This is a genomic window from Fortiea sp. LEGE XX443, assembly GCF_015206815.1.
In the GTDB taxonomy this organism is placed as follows: Bacteria; Cyanobacteriota; Cyanobacteriia; order Cyanobacteriales; family Nostocaceae; genus Nostoc_B.
This window is the reverse complement of the sequence record NZ_JADEXZ010000059.1, coordinates 1-18,070: the sequence shown is the minus strand read 5'-3', so window position 1 is coordinate 18,070 and position 18,070 is coordinate 1. Positions and strand designations below refer to the sequence as shown.

Sequence of the window (18,070 nt, the reverse complement as noted above, 5' to 3'; positions counted from 1 at the left end):
GCGGAGAATAACTCTCATTCCTCTGTGTTCTCTGTGTCTCTGTGGTTCGTTTAAATCATAAAATTCTCAAATTCAAATAAACATGACAACAACAACCCAAATTCATCCCTCATCAGTATTCCTCGTCAGTGGTGGTGCAAAAGGAATCACATCCTTATGTATTAAAAAACTCGCCCAACAACAACCTTGCACATTCATCCTCCTCGGACGTTCCGAAATTGTCGAAAACGAGCCAGACTTCGCCAAAGACTGCATTGAAGAACCCGCATTAAAAAAACGCATCATGGAACATCTCCTCAAACAAGGAGAAAAACCCACACCCATGAGCGTACAAAAAATATATAACAAAATTGCTTCCAGCCGAGAGATTAAAAACACCTTGGCAGAAATTCAAGCCACAGGCGCAAAAGTCGAATATGTGAGCGCCGATGTCACCGACATTACCGAATTACAACAGAAATTAGCAACAGCGATCGCTCGTACCGGAGCAATTACTGGTATTATTCATGGTGCAGGTAACTTAGCCGACAAATTAATCGAAAAGAAAACCGACCAAGACTTTGAAAAAGTTTATACAGCCAAAGTCCAAGGCTTAGAAAATCTACTGAATTGCGTTAACCCCAATCAACTAGAACAACTAGTATTATTCTCCTCCGTAACTGGATTTTACGGCAACATTGGGCAATCCGACTATGCGATCGCTAACGAAATTCTCAACAAATCAGCCCATCTATTCAAACAAAACCATCCCAATTGTCACGTAGTTGCAATCAACTGGGGCGGTTGGGATAGCGGTATGGTGACACCAGAACTCAAAAAAGCCTTTGCAGAACGAGGAATTGATATTATCCCCGTAGATATTGGCGCACAAATGTTAGTTAACGAACTCCATCCCGCCCACCACGACTCTACCCAAGTTGTTATCGGTAGCCCTACAATTCGCCCACCCGCACCGTTAGATGTAGAACTCAAAAGTTACCGCATCCGCCGCCGTATTATTCTAGAAGCAAATCCCTTTTTATACGATCATGTGATTGCTGGTTCCCCAGTACTACCAGCCACCTGCGCCATGTCTTGGATGATTAATGCGTGTGAAGAATTGCATCCAGGTTATCGTTATTTGAGTTGTAAAGACTTCAAAGTTCTCAAAGGAATTACCTTTGCTAATTCCAACGTCAGCGAACATATTTTAGAAATACAAGAAATCGCCAAAAGCGAATCAGAATTTGTCGAATTACAAACCAGAATCTTAAGCAAAACTCCCCAAGGCAAAACCCACTATCACTTCAGCGCCCAAATCAAAATCGTGCGGAAAACTCCAGACGCACCCATATACGAATCAGTAAATCTCACAGAAGATCACATCATCACCACCACAGGTACAGATTTCTATCAAAAAGATAGCTCCTCATTATTCCACGGCCCAGCATTTCAAAAAATAGATAGAGTCATCAATATCACTCCCGAAAAAATCACCACCGAATGTTTTTGGTCATCAATTTCTCCCCAAAAACAAGGACAATTTCCTATCAATTGGCATAACCCATACACCACCGATTTAAGCACACAACCTCTGTGGGTATGGCTAAACCATTTCTATCAAGAAATGTGCTTACCAGGACAACTAACCCACTCCGAACAATTCCGCGCTATACCTTGCGACGAACCATTCTACGTCTCCTGCGAAATCAAAGCAAAAACAGCAACAGGAGTTACCTCCGACTACTACCTACACGATCGCAACGGTAAATTATATTCTCGCATTCTTGGAGCCAAAGCAGTCATTTGGGCAATGAGAATGATGAATAAATAACCACCCATCATACTCTGTAAACCTCTTCTTCTCTGCGCTCTCTGTGCGGCAGTTGCTACCCTACGGGAACGCTTTCAGCGAACAAGTCGGGAAACCCGCCCAACGCACTGCCTTGTCTCTGTGGTTCGTAAAATTTCCACTCCGGGGAAAAGCGTAAATCCAAAAACTCACCCCAACAAGGAAAAAATAGTGGAAAAAATCGCCATCATCGGCATATCTTGTCTCTTCCCCGACGCTCAAAATCCCGAACAATTCTGGCAAAACATCACCGAACAAAAAGACTCCACATCAGATATTACAGTCGCCGAAATAGGTATAGATCCCACAATATTTTACGACTCAGCTAAAGGCAACCCGGAAAAATTTTATTTCCGCAAAGGTGGATTTATTCGCAACTTTCAATTTGACCCCAGTGAATATAATCTCCCCTTAAACCTAGTTGCAAGTTTAGATAATACCTTCAAATGGTCACTGTATGCAGCTAAACAAGCAGTACAACATAGTGGTTATTTAGGTAATCAAAATGTCCTCTCCAAATGCGGCGTAATTTTAGGAACCCTCTCCTTACCGACAAAGTTATCTAATCAACTATTATCCCCCATTTATCGCCGCACAATTGATGGTGCGATCGCCGAACTGCTTCAAGACCAAGATTTTCACTTAGCGGCTCTCCCCGCAGCTAACAAACCATCGCCCTATAATGCGATGATTTCTGGTTTACCCGCCACTTTAATTGCTCAATCACTATCACTATCAGCAACACATTTTTGTATAGATGCAGCTTGTTCCTCAGCCTTTTATGCCATTAAATTAGCATCTCATTACCTCTCCACAGGCAAAGCTAATTTGATGTTAGCTGGTGCAATTAGTTGTTCTGATCCTTTATTTTTACGAATGCTATTTTCTGGGATTCAAGGATATCCAGAAAACGGTATCAGTCGCCCTCTAGACAAAGAATCACGGGGCTTAATTACCTCAGAAGGTATAGGAATGGTAGTCCTCAAACGCCACAGTGATGCTGTGAGAGATGGTGATAGAATTCTTGCTACTGTTTGTGGTATTGGACTTTCTAATGATGGTAGAGGTAAACATTTACTAAGTCCCAATGAAAAAGGGCAAATACTTGCTTACGAACGAGCTTATCAAGAAGCTCAAATCAGCCCGAAAGACATTGATTATCTGGAGTGTCACGCTACAGGTACACTTTTAGGTGACACTACCGAATGTAATTCTGTAGAAAGCTTTTTCGGACAATATAAAGCATCACCTTTAGTTGGCTCTGCTAAATCGAATGTCGGTCATTTGTTAGTAGGTGCGGGAATGGTGGGCTTAACCAAAGCAATTTATAGCATGAATCATGGTGTGATTCCACCCACAATTAATATTGCTGAACCTATTGGTGCAGAAAATACCGTCATTTCTCCCAAAAACATTGTTAAAACAACAACACCCTGGCCTAACAATAATTCAACTAAACGTGTAGCCCTAAGTGCCTTTGGTTTTGGTGGAACTAACTCCCACATTATTTTGGAAAAAACCGCAAAAGACACAAAGGACACAAAGAAATAGAAGTTTTAGAGTTTTTTTGCGTGAGTCTATAAAACCATCTATCTTCTCTCTAACTCTGTGTTCTCAGTGCCTCTGTGGTTCGTTATTCCCTCTTTCCTTAGCGCTCTTTGCGCCCTTCTCTACGAGAGGCTTCCGCCAACGCACAGCGTCTCGTAGAGAATGCGGTTCGTTATTAAATTCATTTTAGGTACTAAATAATGACCCAAGATAATAAAAACAAAATTGCCATTATTGGCATGGATGCCTTCTTTGGCGAATGCAATAGCCTAGATGCTTTTGAACGTAGTATTTACGATGGCAAACAGCATTTTATTCCTCTACCTGAAAAAAGATGGTATGGTATCAACGAGCAAAAAGATTTATTGCAAGAGTATGGATTAGCTGATGGGAAAGCGCCTGTCGGGGCGTATATCAAAGACTTTGAAATTGATACTTTAACCTATAAAATTCCTCCTAACGAAATCGAAAAAATCAACCCCCAACAACTATTAATATTGAAGGTTGCTGAACGGGCAATTCAAGATGCAAAACTCCCAGAAGGTGGGAATGTGGCGGTAATTATTGCCGCTGAAGCAGAGTTGTCTGCACACAAACTGCAACAACGATGGAATTTATCTTGGCAAGTTAGAGATGGTTTAAATGGGGCGGAAATTACCTTATCGCCTGAAAAGATTGCTCAACTAGAAGCCATCGTTAAAGATAGCGTTCACAATCAAGGAGAAATTGGTGAGTATTTAAGTTACATCACCAATATCATGGCGAGTCGAATTTCTTCGTTGTGGAATTTCACCGGGCCGGCTTTCACCTTGACATCCGTAGAGACTTCTACCTTCAAAGCATTAGAAGTTGCACAAATGTTACTCATGACTGGAGAAGTTGACGCAGCCATTGTTGGGGCTGTCGATTTGGCTGGTGGTGTGGAGAATGTGTTGTTACGCAATCAAACAGCCAAGGTTAATACTGGTGTCAATACCTTGAGTTATGACCAAAAAGCCAATGGCTGGACTGTGGGTGAAGGCGCTGGTGTAGTAGTTCTCAAACGTTATGATGTGGCGCAAGCAAATGGCGATCGCATTTATGCAACTATTGATGGTATCAGTGTCGGTCAATCCTTGACCAATTCAGCTAACGAAGCCTTTCAAATGGCTGGTATACAGCCTGCTGAGGTGAATTATGTGGAAGTTTGCGCCAGTGGTATTCCTCAAGAAGACGAAACCGAAATCGCTGGGTTATTGCAAGTTTATCCATCAGTAGGGAATGGTTTGCATTGTGCTATTGGTAGCGTTAAAGCAAATATCGGTCACACTCAAGTAGCTTCAGGAATCGCCAGCCTAATCAAAACAGCGCTGTGTCTTTACTACAGATACATTCCTGGTACTCCTAACTGGTCTGGTGTGAAGACACCACAACTATGGTCAGGTAGCCCTTTCTATGTAGCTACAGAATCTCGTCCTTGGTTTTTGGGTAAAGACTCTAACCGTCGGATAGCTGCAATTAACGGTGTGGGTTTTGATGGGACTTACGCCCATGCAATTCTCTCAGAAGAACTCAACCAAGAAGAACGGATTAGCAGATATTTGGAGCAAATGCCATATCATCTGTTCCCCGTGACAGCTAACGATAACATCAGTCTATTTGCGGCTCTAGATAGTTTGCAAAAGAGTATTGAAACTAGTTCTTCTTTATCAGATTGTGCGAGTCAAGCTTTTGCTACCTATAAAGCCAACCCCCAAGCTCTTTACGCCTTAACAATTAACGGACGGAGCAAAAAAGAACTCCTCAAAGAAATTGAATCAGCCCGTAAAGGTGTCAAAACTGCTTTTGAAAAAGGTACAGATTGGCAAACACCTGTAGGTAGTTACTTCACACCGAAGCCTCTGGGACAATGCGGTGAGATTGCTTATGTGTATCCAGCGGCGGTGAATTCCTACGTGGGTATGGGTCGGAATCTCTTCCGCTTATTCCCCAGAATTTATCACGACCAAATGGTGAAAAGTCTGCACCAGCGGGCGGCGGATGTAGAACGACTTGTGTTTCCCAGAAGTTTGAGTAAACTATCTCTCAGACAACTAGAGACTCTAGAAAAGCAATTGCTAGATGATTCTTTAGCCATGTTTGAGGCGGAAATGTTCTGCACCAGACTGCTTACCACAGTGATTCGGGATGACTTTCAACTCCAGCCTAAGTATGTATTTGGCTACAGCTTGGGTGAAACAAGCATGATGGTAGCTCAAGGCGTGTGGAGCGATTTCTTCCAAGGTAGTAACTCCTTCAACTCCTCAGCGTTGTTTGGAAGTAGGTTATCTGGCCCGAAAAATGCGGTGCGCGAGTTTTGGGGTTTACCCAATACAGATACTTCAGATAAAAGTTTTTGGGGTAACTTCGTCTTGATAGCTAGTCCTGAACAAGTGCAGGAAGCTATCAAAAATGAACCACGTGTTTATTTGACACAAATTAATACACCGGAAGAAGTGCTAATTGCTGGTGAGCCAGCCGCTTGTAAAAGAGTCATTGCAGCCTTAGCTTGTAATTCTTTCGCGGCTCCTTTCGATCATGTCATTCATAGTGAAACGATGCGATCGGAGTATGATGAGTTAGTCAAATTAAATACTTTACCATCCCAGAATCTATCAGGCGTAACCTTCTATTCTGCAGCGCAATATCAACCTATTGTACTGGAGAGTGGGGCGATCGCTCACAGTATCGCCACCGGACTTTGCCAACAATTAGACTTCCCCCGACTAGTCAACCGTCTCCACGATGACGGCGCGAGAATTTTTATCGAAGCCGGTGCTGGTGGTGTTTGTTCGCGCTGGATTGATAAAATTCTCGAAGACAAAGACCACATCACCGTATCCCTAAATCGTCGGGGTATGGATGACCATACTTCCATTGTCAAAGCTCTAGCAAAACTGGTCAGTCATCGCGTCCCGATGGACTTGTCACCACTTTATAATCTCACTCCCACAACTAAACAAAATAAAGCTACCTTACGCACAATCACCATCGGCGGTAACTCAATTACAGCCAGTATTTTAAGTGAAGAAAATCGCCAACTTTTTCAAAATTTACCGCAAAAAGTTAAAGCCGAGCAAACTGTAAATCTGCATCAAAACATACCATCACCTAGTGATTTTGACATTATCAATTCTCTGGAAGATACATTCAAACTCATTAGTAGCGAAGTTCCTGCAAAAAATATCATGGAACACGGTTTTGCTGCAACAGAAAAAGTAGAATCTTCTGAGTTAATTATTGCGCCCCAAGTATCTGCTACCAATAAAGATTTAGATACCCTCATCAGAATGCTGGAGTTAAATACATCCCACTGTCAAAAGCTGAATGCAAATAATGCACGGATAACGAAAGCGCATACAGCTTTCTTGTTAGCCAGACAAGATTTTAGTCAACAAATGCGCGAAATCATTCAACTGCAATTAGTTTGCGCTCAAGATTTGTTGAACGAAGAAGTTTGATTGCACGTTACCTCATGGTTTAAGGATATATTGCTATATTCTTAAACCTTTTCTAGATTTCTAAAGTTTCGCGCAAAGGCGCATTCGTTGAAAACGTTCCCGCAGGGTAGACGCAAAGAAGATGACCACCATAGATACACTATTTAGCAAGCAAGACAATGGTTTAGGATTTTCTACCTATACCTATAATCAAAACCTGATTTGGAAAGGCTCATTAGATACAATCTCTTTTGACCAGCAAACTATTAAAGATAAATTACTAGTTTTAGATAAACCTTGTTACATCGTCAGAATTGCTGGACAAATTGGTGTCACCAACGAAGGCTTTTTATCTCCTGTTGAAAATACTACGACACAAGTAGAACTACTTACATCGATTCCTCCCATACGTTTACAACAGTTAGGCGACCCAAATTTTCTTTCTTTTTATGGTGTGAAATATGCCTATATGACGGGCGCAATGGCTGGCGGTATCGCTTCAGAAGAAATGGTCATTGCTTTAGGAAAAGATCAAATCTTGAGTTCTTTTGGTGCAGGTGGGTTAACGCCAGAAAGATTAGAAGCCGCAATTCAAACAATTCAACAAGCTTTACCTCATGACCCCTACGCCTTCAATTTAATTCACAGCCCTAATGATATGGCGATTGAACGTCGAGCTGTGGATTTGTATCTTAAATATGGGGTGAAAATTGTCGAAGCTTCAGCATTTTTAGATTTAACTCCTAACATTGTTTATTATCGGGTGGCTGGGTTAAGTTTAAATAATGCTAATCAAATCGAAATTAAAAATAAAGTGATTGCGAAAATTTCTCGCCGCGAAGTTGCGAGTAAATTTATGCAGCCAGCACCAGCTAAAATTATTCAAGAATTGCTTGAGCAAGGCTTAATTACTGAGTTGCAAGCAAAATTAGCCAAGAAAGTTCCAATGGCTGATGATATTACTGTTGAAGCTGATTCTGGTGGTCATACAGATAATCGTCCTTTGGTTTGTTTGTTACCTTCTCTGATTTCTTTACGAGATGAAATTCAAACCCAATATCAATATGCTCAACCGATTAGAGTGGGTGTAGCAGGAGGAATTGCAACACCACAATCAGCTTTAGCTGGGTTAATGATGGGTGCTGCTTATGTAATGACTGGTTCAATAAATCAAGCATGTGTTGAATCGGGAGCCTGTGAACATACAAAGCGTTTGTTAGCGCAAGCAGAAATGGCTGATGTCATGATGGCTCCCGCCGCCGATATGTTTGAAATGGGTGTTAAATTACAAGTCCTCAAGCGCGGCACAATGTTCCCAATGCGAGCGCAGAAGTTGTATGAATTATACCGCGCTTATGACTCTATTGAAGATATTCCTGCGGCAGAAAGAGAGAAGTTAGAAAAGCAAGTTTTTCGGAAAACTCTGGCTGAAGTTTGGGAAGGAACAGCCGCTTATTTATCTCAGAAAAATCCTGAAAAATTGGGCAAAGCTATTAATAATCCGAAGTTGAAAATGGCTGCAATTTTTCGGTGGTATTTAGGCTTATCTTCGCGCTGGTCTACTGCTGGTGAAAAAGGTAGAGAAGTAGATTATCAAATTTGGTGCGGCCCGGCGATGGGTGGTTTTAATGATTGGGTACGCGGTTCTTATTTAGCCGAACCACAAAATCGTCGAGTTGTGGATGTGGCTGATCATATTATGCAAGGTGCGGCGTATTTATATCGCATCCAAAATTTAAAAATTCAAGGATTGCAAATACCAGATTACTACACTCAGTATCTTCCAGAAATTTCTCAATAATTCCAAGAGGTAACAATGTCTTATAGTGCAGCAGATATTCAAGTTTGGATGGTGTCTAACCTAGCAGAATTACTGGGTGTGGAAGCTGATGAAATCGACATCGACGAAAACCTAGAGAACTATGGTTTGGATTCAGCACAAGCCATGACTCTAGTGAGTAAATTAGAGGAATTACTGGGGTTTCAACCGTCACCGTTGCTGTTATGGCATTATCCTAATATTGCATCTTTATCGCAGCGTTTAGCTGAAGAATTAGAAGAAAAATCAGATGTGCAAGATACAGGAATTGTCAAGCAAACAATTAATGCGATGCCTTCGGCAACCCCAAAGGGGAACGCCTCGGAAATTCCTATCCTCAATTTACAATCCGAAGCCGTACTCGACCCCACAATTCATCCTGGTGGCGCTACATACACACCTCTAGATAAACCCAAGAAAATCTTTTTAACTGGTGGTACAGGCTTTTTAGGAGCCTTCATTATCCGGGAATTATTAGAACAAACTGATGCAGAAATCTACTGCTTAGTACGTGCTGCTAGTCTCCACGATGGGAAGAATAAACTCCAAAAGAACTTGGAACAGTATGGGATTTGTCAAAATGCTTTGGATGCGCGAATTATTCCTGTCATTGGTGATTTAGCTCAACCTTTGTTAGGTCTTGGTGCAGAAGTTTTCCAAGCCTTTGCTGCAAACATTGATACTATTTATCACAGTGCAGCTTTACTAAATTACGTTTATCCCTACTCAGCACTGAAAACAGCGAACGTTTTAGGGACTCAAGAAATATTGCGATTGGCTTGTCAAATCAAAGTCAAGCCTGTACATTATGTTTCCAGTGTGGCTGTATTTGAATCACCTGTTTACGCTGGTAAGGTGGTGAAAGAAGATGATGATTTCAGCCATTGGGAAGGGATTTTTCTCGGTTACTCCCAAACCAAATGGGTAGCAGAGAAGTTGGTGAAAATTGCGAGCGATCGCGGTTTACCTGTTACAATCCACAGACCACCATTAATCGCCGGTGACAGTCAAACTGGTATCGGTAACACTCACGACTTTATTAACTTAATGGTCAAGGGTTGTCTGCAAATGGGAAGTTTCCCCGATGTAGAATATTTGTTGGACATGTCTCCTGTAGACTATGTGAGTAAAGCTGTTGTCTATTTGTCAATGCAAAAAGAATCAATAGGTAAAGCTTTCCACCTCCAACATCCCCAGCCTGTAACTTTGAAATTCTTAGTCGATTGGATTAGTTCTTTTGGTTATCCAGTGCAAATCATCCCCTACGATGAATGGCAAGCAGAGTTAATTAAAAATGCTTCTTCTCCAGAAAACCCTTTGTATACTTTGCGGCCTTTCCTATTAGAACGCTGGTCTGAAGAACAACTGACAATTCCTGATTTATATCTCCAAGCCAAAAGACCAACAATTAGCTGTGAAGCAACTGTAAAAGCGTTAGCAGGTAGTTCTATTACCTGTCCACCGATTGACTCTAAGTTGTTTATGATCTACACAGCTTACCTAATTGAAAGCGGTTTCTTAAGCGTCGCTTTGTAGTCCTAAGAACAGCCTCAAAATTAATTCTGATGTGAGAGAGAGAATCTAGAGGTTAATATCCCCGACTTCTCAAAGAAGTCGGGGATATTGTTTCTTACGAATGAGTATTTTTATAAATTAACATGAGTTTGATGAACCTCACCCCAACTCCTCTCCTGCGGGGAGAGAGGCTTAAATATCCTTAGTTATAACAATATACTTTACATAGTCAAATTTTATAAATAAAGGTTCATCTCTGACATATCAATCAGATAGTTGAATATAAAATAGTAATTGTTCGACGTAAAATTTCAGTTATTATCTGTAAGTAATTGCTCACTTATCTATCAAGCATAAAAGTTAACTGCTACTAATTTTGTAAAACCTTAGGATTAAATATCTTAAAGATAATTTGGTGTTGCTTTAACTTCTAGCTTAAGTATTGTCTAAGCATCTTCAAAGTTCATATTTACATACATTTTCTAAGTATTTATTTATCAAGGTTATTTAAGAGTCAGTTATTGATGATTGTCGTAACTGCATGACAGATTAATCAAGCTAAATTAACCATTTTCTAATATGAACACAACACACCAAAAAAAGAGTAAAAAAACTGCTCTAATCACTGGGGCTGCAAGTGGAATTGGTTATGAATTAGCCTACATTTTTGCCCGGAACAATTATAATCTGGTATTGGTGGATAGAAATGCGATAAAACTTACAGAAGTTTCAGAAAAATTTCAACAAGAATTTGCTATTATCGTCAAAAATATTGTCAAAGATTTAGCCTTGTCAACAGCACCAGAAGAAATTTTTAGAGAGTTACAACAAGCAAATATTCAAGTTGATGCACTAGTTAATAATGCCGGATTTGGTACTTATGGATTATTCAACGAAACAAACTTGAATACTGAACTAGAAATGCTACAAGTTAATTTAGTATGTCTCACCCATTTAACTAAATTATTCCTGAAAGATATGGTAAAACAGGGTGAAGGTAAAATCTTAAATGTGTCTTCGGCGGCGGCTTTTCAGCCAGGCCCTTTAATGGCAGTTTACTTTGCTACCAAAGCTTATGTATTATCATTTTCAGAAGCGATCGCTAATGAATTAGAAGGTACAGGTGTGACTGTCACGGTACTTTGTCCAGGTTCAACAGTATCTGCTTTTCATGAAAGAACAGGAATGGCAGATTCTAATCTGGTGAAGAACAAAAAGATGATGGATGCAGAAACTGTAGCTCAAATTGGTTACGATGCCTTAATGAAAGGCAAAACAGTTGTTATTCCAGGTTTCATCAATAAACTACTAGCAAAAAGTGTCAGATTTGTACCGAGACAGCTAGTAACAAAAATTGTCAGAAGTATGCAGGAAGATAAATAACAATTCATCTAAGAATTTACAGTGAATTGCCAACACTTGAGATTCCAGCCAGAACCAGCCACAGCTACAGCAGCACAATAATTATCAGCAGGTGTTAACTCCAAAAGACTCCAGTCTTCAGATGTGAGTAATTTAGCTGGTTGGGTAGGTGTTAAAGATATTTCAACTTGTTCTAGTTGAGATATTCCATCGCCTGTGGCTTTGAGATAAGCTTCCTTACAAGTCCAGTAACGGAAAAATACTTGTTGTTGTTGATCAGGAGGAAGCGATCGCACCATATCATATTCTCTCGGTAAAAAGAACCTTTGGGCGAGGGCTTCCAAATCAGAGAGCGATCGCATACACTCTAGATCAATACCAATTTTATGCTTGTAATTCACTGCACACAAAGCCAAATCCTGAGAATGCGACAAGTTAAACAATAAACCACTGTTAGCTAAAGTATCTCCTAACATTGGTTTACCGCGAGGTTCATAATCAAACATTACTTGCTGCGGTTCAATATTTAAGTAACTACTCAGTATATTTCTCAGGCTACCACGACCTGCAATGAAACGTTGACGATGCTCCTGAAAACGGAATCGGTTAGCACGAGCAAGTTCATCACTAGATAGAGTTGCGACTAAAGTTTGTAGCTGTGATTCTACTACATCCAGGTCAATTCGCCAAACATGAACTTCATCCGGTAATAAAGTTAAATTTGTTGGTGCAGGTAGCCATAGATGATTTTGACCAGTCATTAATAGACATCTCCAAAAATGAAATATGCGTTATCCGGAAAGCTTGTAGAGACGTAGCAATGCTACGTCTCTACTTTTTCGGAGATTGTCTAAATTTCAAAATTTGGCATTTTGGCACAACCATACTAAAACATATAGGTATTCTATGGAAGTGGGATATTTTAAGGTGAAAAGTACTAATCAATATCATCCCTCGGTAGCTTGCCGAGGGATTTTTATTAAAATGGCAGTAATTTCATCAAAAGTTTTGCAACAAGCTATTTCACATAACTCTTAGTCTTGGCAGTTCGTTGTTTGTACAAAAACATACATAGCACAAGCATAAATAACATTATGGCTGTCAGTGTTGATGGTTCATCCACTGTTTGTGTTGGAGGTGTATTCCCATCACCGCCTGGTGGGACAACAACTACACCGCCAGAAGAACTACCGCCATCTGAAGCAGGTGGAACTAATGGAGTAATAGGAGAACTTGTCGCAGCGGAAGATGAAGAACTACCTCCATCTCCTCCTAGGAAAAATAGTAAAAAAAGCAGGGGACTCAGATAGGCGAGATTAAAACCACCTCCAGCTATGGTGCCAACGTCTAAAGCAATGGCCGTATCCGGCTCTAGCAAGAATGCTTCTCCATCGGCAAAACCTATGTCTGGATTCAGTTCTTCTCCATCTATTGGTGTACCTTCTATATTGTCTAACTCTTTTGGTGTGCCAAGAGGTACACGCCCGTAGTTACCAGTGGTTGTCGCAGCCGATGAATATGGAAAGGAAACTATTCTTAAGATACTCTCTTGTAGTTCTTCGTTGTTTCCTGTTTTCAGCGCATTTAAACCCCGCGAGAGGTTATTCATATAAAACTGCGCCATATCAGGCGGCAAATCCAAAGCGCGTATCTGCTGGTCTAAGTTGGGAATTTTGGAAACTTCAACTAAGAGTTCATGTCCAAAAGAATATTTAAAATCTAACAACCCTTGCCGAGGACTTACGGAGTTATCACCTCTGGATACTGGAACCCAAGCAAAGTTTTTAGTAACTGCTCCCAACCCAGGAACAGGACTGCGACTTACAGACTGTCCCAGAACGTATTGATAACCATCCAGAATTGATGGAGATTGCCTTCTCCAGAACGAGGCAAAAGGTATTTCTAGAACTTTGTCACTGTTGCCGTAAAAAGGAGTGAAATTCTGGTAGTTTTGCGCTCCTCCAGCTGCTCGAATCGCTAAGTCGTAGTAACTAGGGCCACCATTAATTGCTAGTAATTGTTGCAGGACTGTTCCAGTTTTATTACAGCCAGTACCACTACCCACAATACATCCAGGAATGACTAGTGCATCACTTAGATTACGCTGTCCAAGCTGATACTGGAGATATTCTTGCTCCAGTCCTCGCTGCACTTTGCGCTGTCCTACATTTAGCTGTGCGTTAGCAGATTGGCTAACAGATAGTAATACTGCCAAAGACGTTAACAAAACCCCAATGCTTTTGACAGTTGGTTTCAACAACACACATCTCCTGATAAATAAAAAACACTACTCACACGCAATTAAACAAACAATGGAGATTATTTTTGCTTGGGTTTTACACTCTTTTTGGAGGTGGAATTTACGTTATCAGGTATTTGAATATTGAGGGTAATTGCTGTACCTTTGAGTTCTCCTGCATTGAGGGTGTGGTATAAAACTAAAGCTCGGTTGGGTTGGTCGAAGAGAAACCCACGACGGGAAGCTTTGATTTTTCCTTCCTTTACTAGAGATATAAAGGATTCTAAATATCTGCTTATACTTTGGCGATTTTCTTGATTCCCATCTAGATGACGTTCTACAAGCTTCATGAAAAAGTCTAGAGTGCGGTTGTCTTGACCCTCAATCAAACTACCACCGTCTAAAAAAGAACTGCCAATTAGCTTTCCATTTTGCTCTTGAACTTTAAACAAAGTATAGTAACGCCCTTCTTTTTTGGGGTCATTCACATAGCAAACCCAAGAACCATCTTTGCTTTGGGTAAACCCCTCCTGGGAAAGGTATGAAAATAAGGAATTACTAGTTTTTGTTTGTGGTGGTGGTAATAAATCTTCGACAGGATCTAAAGAGCAAATCCTCTGGGTTGTTGTTGCTTGGGGAGCAGTAGGAGTCTCTTGTGCTTGGGCGCGTAGCGACTTGTTATTAGATATTGCCACACCAGATATTGCAGCAAACGCTAACAATTGCAGAGCAAATGACTTAAACAAACATGCAATTACCTTCATCTTTTTACCTTTTATCTTTGCTTGGGGTGGAAATAGAAATAAAGGAGTTTTTTAATAGATTTAAGTTGAGACTTTAAATCATAGAGCGAAAATAACTTTTCTTTCTTTGAAGTTTTATCGGTTTTTACTGGGTTTATCTGTAGCAATTAATAAGATTTCATGAAGCAAAATAGCGGTAATGATTAATATCAGTATATATACGTGATTTACCAGAATAGACTGCGCTCCGCAAACACTAACAGAATTGAATTAATTCTGTGCCAGTGGCAGACAGTGCAGCGATAGCAAGTCTGGGAGCGTCCTGATTTTGACTACTGAATTCTTCTTTAATCAGTATTTTGCTCTTTTTGGCTATTTGTAACTTAAAAAACCTTACCGATGCTACTTAGTGTATGTAATTTTAGTAAACAAAAAGTTTTAATAGTTACAACTTAACTTTTTGTATCATAGGCTGATGTCAAAGTATTGACAGCCTAATAACTGTGAAATATCAAGTTCATATTGGTATTTTCCACAGTAAATCAGGATTTTAGTTTTATGATGTTAGTACATTCATGTAACTTTTTAATTAAGTGTTTCATTTAAGTTGCTATCAGTTATTTTTCGATATAAAATTCTACCATTCGGTAGAGGTAATTAGTACTTAGATGTACACAACTTGAAAATTTCTGCCTAATTTTTAAGAAAAAATAACTATATACGTATATACGTATATAGTTATAAAAAAATATAAAGATAAAATCTAATACTTTATGGCAAGCCGCCCTAGTGGCGGCTACATACTTCCTGATACCCCAATTCTTAACTCTAGATTGAGTAATACACCGGAAAAGACTTCGCGTCCTTGGGTTTTACGTAAACCCGTTGTTGTGGTTCTAACTCTAGTTCGTTGAAGCGATCGCGCGTCAGATGCGCTGTCACTACTTGTCCGTCATCTAAAGTCAATTCCACCTGAATTTCCCAACCTAGATGGATTAATCGACTGACTTTTGCAGATGCAGTCGCACCATTGGCTTGCTTTTCAATAATCACATCTTGGGGACGTAAAAATACTTCTGGGTGTGGCGAATCGAACCCACTGCTTTGGAAAATTCTCGCACTGCTAGGTAGGACATTCACCGGGCCGATAAAGCTCATGACAAATGCTGAGGCAGGATTGTCATAAATTTCTGCTGGTGTTCCTACCTGTTCCACTCGCCCTTTATTCATCACTACAACTTCATCAGAAACTTCCATTGCTTCTTCTTGGTCGTGGGTGACAAAAACAGTGGTAACATGAACTTCATCATGGAGGCGGCGTAACCATGCCCGTAAATCTTTACGCACTTTTGCATCTAGTGCGCCAAAAGGTTCGTCTAACAATAATACTTCGGGTTCCACAGCTAACGCCCTGGCTAGAGCTACCCGTTGCCGTTGACCGCCAGACAGTTGTGAAGGATAGCGATCGCCTAATCCAGATAACTGCACTAGCTCCAGTAACTGTTCTACCCGGCCTTTAACTTTCTTGGCTGGGGCTTTGCGAATTTCTAAGCCAAAAGCGATATTCTGCCGCACAGTCATATGCTTAAACAAAGCATAGTGCTGAAATACAAACCCAATATTTCGCTCTTGCACACTTTGATGGGTAGAATCTTTCCCTGTGATGATGATTCTGCCGCTATCTGGCATTTCCAACCCAGCAATTAGCCGTAGTAACGTAGATTTGCCAGATCCCGATGGCCCAAGTAAGGCCACTAGCGAACCACTCTTAACTTCTAGATCAACCTGATCAACTGCTTTGAAACTTCCGAAGTCTTTGGATACGTTCTCAACTACTATACCCACCGCCGCTACACCTCTATTATTTAAACTACGGCATATTGCTAGGCTTACCGTGCTATATGTATACCATAAACAATATGGTTTACTCAATTGCTTTTGGGCTAACTTTCTTTAAATCTCACCCTAGTCACCGTTTCCCACTCCCCAGATTTGTATCGACATATTAAGGAATATTGCATTTCTGTCAAAACTGAGGGGGAGAGAGGAAAATCAGCCAAAAGACCGTGGTACGATGCTTTCGGTAAATGTTAAGATTGGGAGAAGACCTTTGGCACTACGGGTTGCTGTTGTGGGGTCAGGCCCTGCTGGTTCATCTGCCGCTGAAACACTGGCTGCATCCGGGATTGAAACCTACCTGTTTGAGCGGAAGCTAGATAACGCCAAGCCCTGTGGGGGAGCTATCCCCCTATGTATGGTGGGTGAATTTGACCTACCACCAGAGATTATCGATCGCCGGGTGCGGAAGATGAAAATGATTTCACCTTCCAACCGTGAGGTTGATATTAATCTGGTAAATGAAGAAGAATATATAGGAATGTGCCGCCGCGAAGTCTTAGATAGCTTTCTGCGGAATCGCGCGGCCAAATTAGGTGCAAATTTAATTAACGCCACCGTTCATAAAGTCGATATACCCACAAATAATACCGACCCTTATACAATCCATTACATCGACCATTCCGATGGTACAGTCCAGGGTGTTGGTAAAACCCTGAAAGTAGATTTAATCATTGGGGCGGATGGGGCAAATTCTCGCATTGCCAAAGAAATGGATGCTGGGGATTATAATTATGCGATCGCTTTTCAAGAGCGGATTCGCTTACCCCAAGACAAAATGGCGTATTACAACAACCTCGCTGAAATGTACGTTGGCGATGATGTTTCTACCGACTTTTACGCTTGGGTATTCCCCAAATACGACCATGTAGCCGTCGGTACTGGCACAATGCACGTCAATAAAGCCAGTATCAAACAGTTACAAGCTGGTATCCGCGCCCGTGCTGCCAAGAAGCTGGAAGGCGGTCAAATCATTAAAGTAGAAGCGCACCCCATTCCTGAACATCCCCGTCCTCGTCGCGTCGTTGGTCGCATCGCCTTAGTTGGAGATGCTGCTGGCTACGTTACCAAATCCTCTGGTGAAGGCATTTACTTTGCAGCCAAATCTGGGCGGATGTGCGCTGAAGCAATCGTGGAAACCTCCAATAACGGTAGCCGCATTCCTACAGAAGATGACCTCAAAGTTTACATCAAGCGTTGGGATCGGAAATATGGACTCACCTACAAAGTGTTAGACATTTTGCAGAGTGTGTTCTATCGTTCTGATGCTACCCGTGAAGCCTTTGTAGAAATGTGTGGAGACTTGGATGTACAAAAGCTGACATTCGATAGCTATCTGTATAAAACAGTTGTCCCCGCGAACCCCATTACCCAACTAAAAATTACTGCCAAAACCATTGGTAGTTTAATTCGTGGTAATGCCCTCGCTCCCTAGTAGCAGCAATCATTAGTGAAAAAAGCAGGGGAGCAGGGAGCTCTTAGCAGGGGAGAAAAACCACCCACAAGGGGTGGGGCTTCCCTACGGGACGCTACGCGAACAACCAAGGGAGAAAAGGAGCAAGGGGGCTTTTGCCCACAAGGGGGAGCCACTCACGTGGGCGGGTTTCCCGACTTGAGTGAAGTGGCATCAAGGTTTGTACCGTTCCCCCTGCCCCGTTC

Annotated in this window: 11 protein-coding genes; 7 read left to right on the top strand and 4 right to left on the bottom strand. The window is 41.2% G+C overall.

From position 1 onward, the window contains the following. Nucleotides 1-82: 82 nt before the first annotated feature. From IQ259_RS19650 to IQ259_RS19625, 6 genes are all read left to right on the top strand, one after another. Complete coding sequence (locus IQ259_RS19650; protein ID WP_193887683.1) at nucleotides 83-1,813, top strand: SDR family NAD(P)-dependent oxidoreductase; 1,731 nt, start codon at nucleotides 83-85, stop codon at nucleotides 1,811-1,813. A 189-nt stretch (nucleotides 1,814-2,002) separates the two neighbouring features. Continuing rightward, complete coding sequence (locus tag IQ259_RS19645) at nucleotides 2,003-3,382, top strand: polyketide synthase (protein WP_193887682.1); 1,380 nt, start codon at nucleotides 2,003-2,005, stop codon at nucleotides 3,380-3,382. A gap of 197 nt (nucleotides 3,383-3,579) precedes the next feature. Then, entirely contained in the window at nucleotides 3,580-6,858 is a 3,279-nt protein-coding gene (locus IQ259_RS19640) for a type I polyketide synthase (RefSeq protein WP_193887681.1), read from the top strand. Between the two features lie 121 nt (nucleotides 6,859-6,979). Beyond that, entirely contained in the window at nucleotides 6,980-8,638 is a 1,659-nt protein-coding gene (locus tag IQ259_RS19635; RefSeq protein ID WP_193887680.1) for a PfaD family polyunsaturated fatty acid/polyketide biosynthesis protein, read from the top strand. Nucleotides 8,639-8,653: 15 nt separating this feature from the next. Continuing rightward, a complete protein-coding gene (locus IQ259_RS19630) occupies nucleotides 8,654-10,192 on the top strand; it encodes a thioester reductase domain-containing protein (RefSeq protein ID WP_193887679.1) in 1,539 nt (512 codons plus the stop codon). Nucleotides 10,193-10,750: 558 nt separating this feature from the next. Continuing rightward, a complete protein-coding gene (locus tag IQ259_RS19625) occupies nucleotides 10,751-11,554 on the top strand; it encodes an SDR family oxidoreductase (protein ID WP_193887678.1) in 804 nt (267 codons plus the stop codon). Between the two features lie 8 nt (nucleotides 11,555-11,562). On the opposite strand, the gene hetI is transcribed toward IQ259_RS19625, so the two are convergent. The 4 genes from hetI to IQ259_RS19605 form a co-directional block, all read right to left on the bottom strand. After that, on the bottom strand, nucleotides 11,563-12,294 hold the full coding sequence (gene hetI, locus IQ259_RS19620) for a 4'-phosphopantetheinyl transferase HetI (protein ID WP_193887677.1): 732 nt from the start codon (nucleotides 12,292-12,294) through the stop codon (nucleotides 11,563-11,565). A 257-nt stretch (nucleotides 12,295-12,551) separates the two neighbouring features. Next, nucleotides 12,552-13,793: a hypothetical protein gene (locus IQ259_RS19615; protein ID WP_193887676.1), complete on the bottom strand. Its 1,242-nt coding sequence runs from the start codon at nucleotides 13,791-13,793 to the stop codon at nucleotides 12,552-12,554. A 59-nt stretch (nucleotides 13,794-13,852) separates the two neighbouring features. Continuing rightward, the gene (locus IQ259_RS19610; protein ID WP_193887675.1) at nucleotides 13,853-14,536 is read right to left on the bottom strand and encodes a hypothetical protein; all 684 of its coding nucleotides are present in this window, start codon (nucleotides 14,534-14,536) and stop codon (nucleotides 13,853-13,855) included. 807 nt (nucleotides 14,537-15,343) lie between these two features. Further along, complete coding sequence (locus IQ259_RS19605) at nucleotides 15,344-16,360, bottom strand: sulfate/molybdate ABC transporter ATP-binding protein (protein ID WP_193887697.1); 1,017 nt, start codon at nucleotides 16,358-16,360, stop codon at nucleotides 15,344-15,346. Between the two features lie 265 nt (nucleotides 16,361-16,625). Here IQ259_RS19605 and chlP point away from each other — a divergent pair, with 265 nt between their 5' ends. Further along, nucleotides 16,626-17,846: a geranylgeranyl reductase gene (gene chlP, locus IQ259_RS19600; protein ID WP_339383945.1), complete on the top strand. Its 1,221-nt coding sequence runs from the start codon at nucleotides 16,626-16,628 to the stop codon at nucleotides 17,844-17,846. Nucleotides 17,847-18,070: the final 224 nt, after the last annotated feature.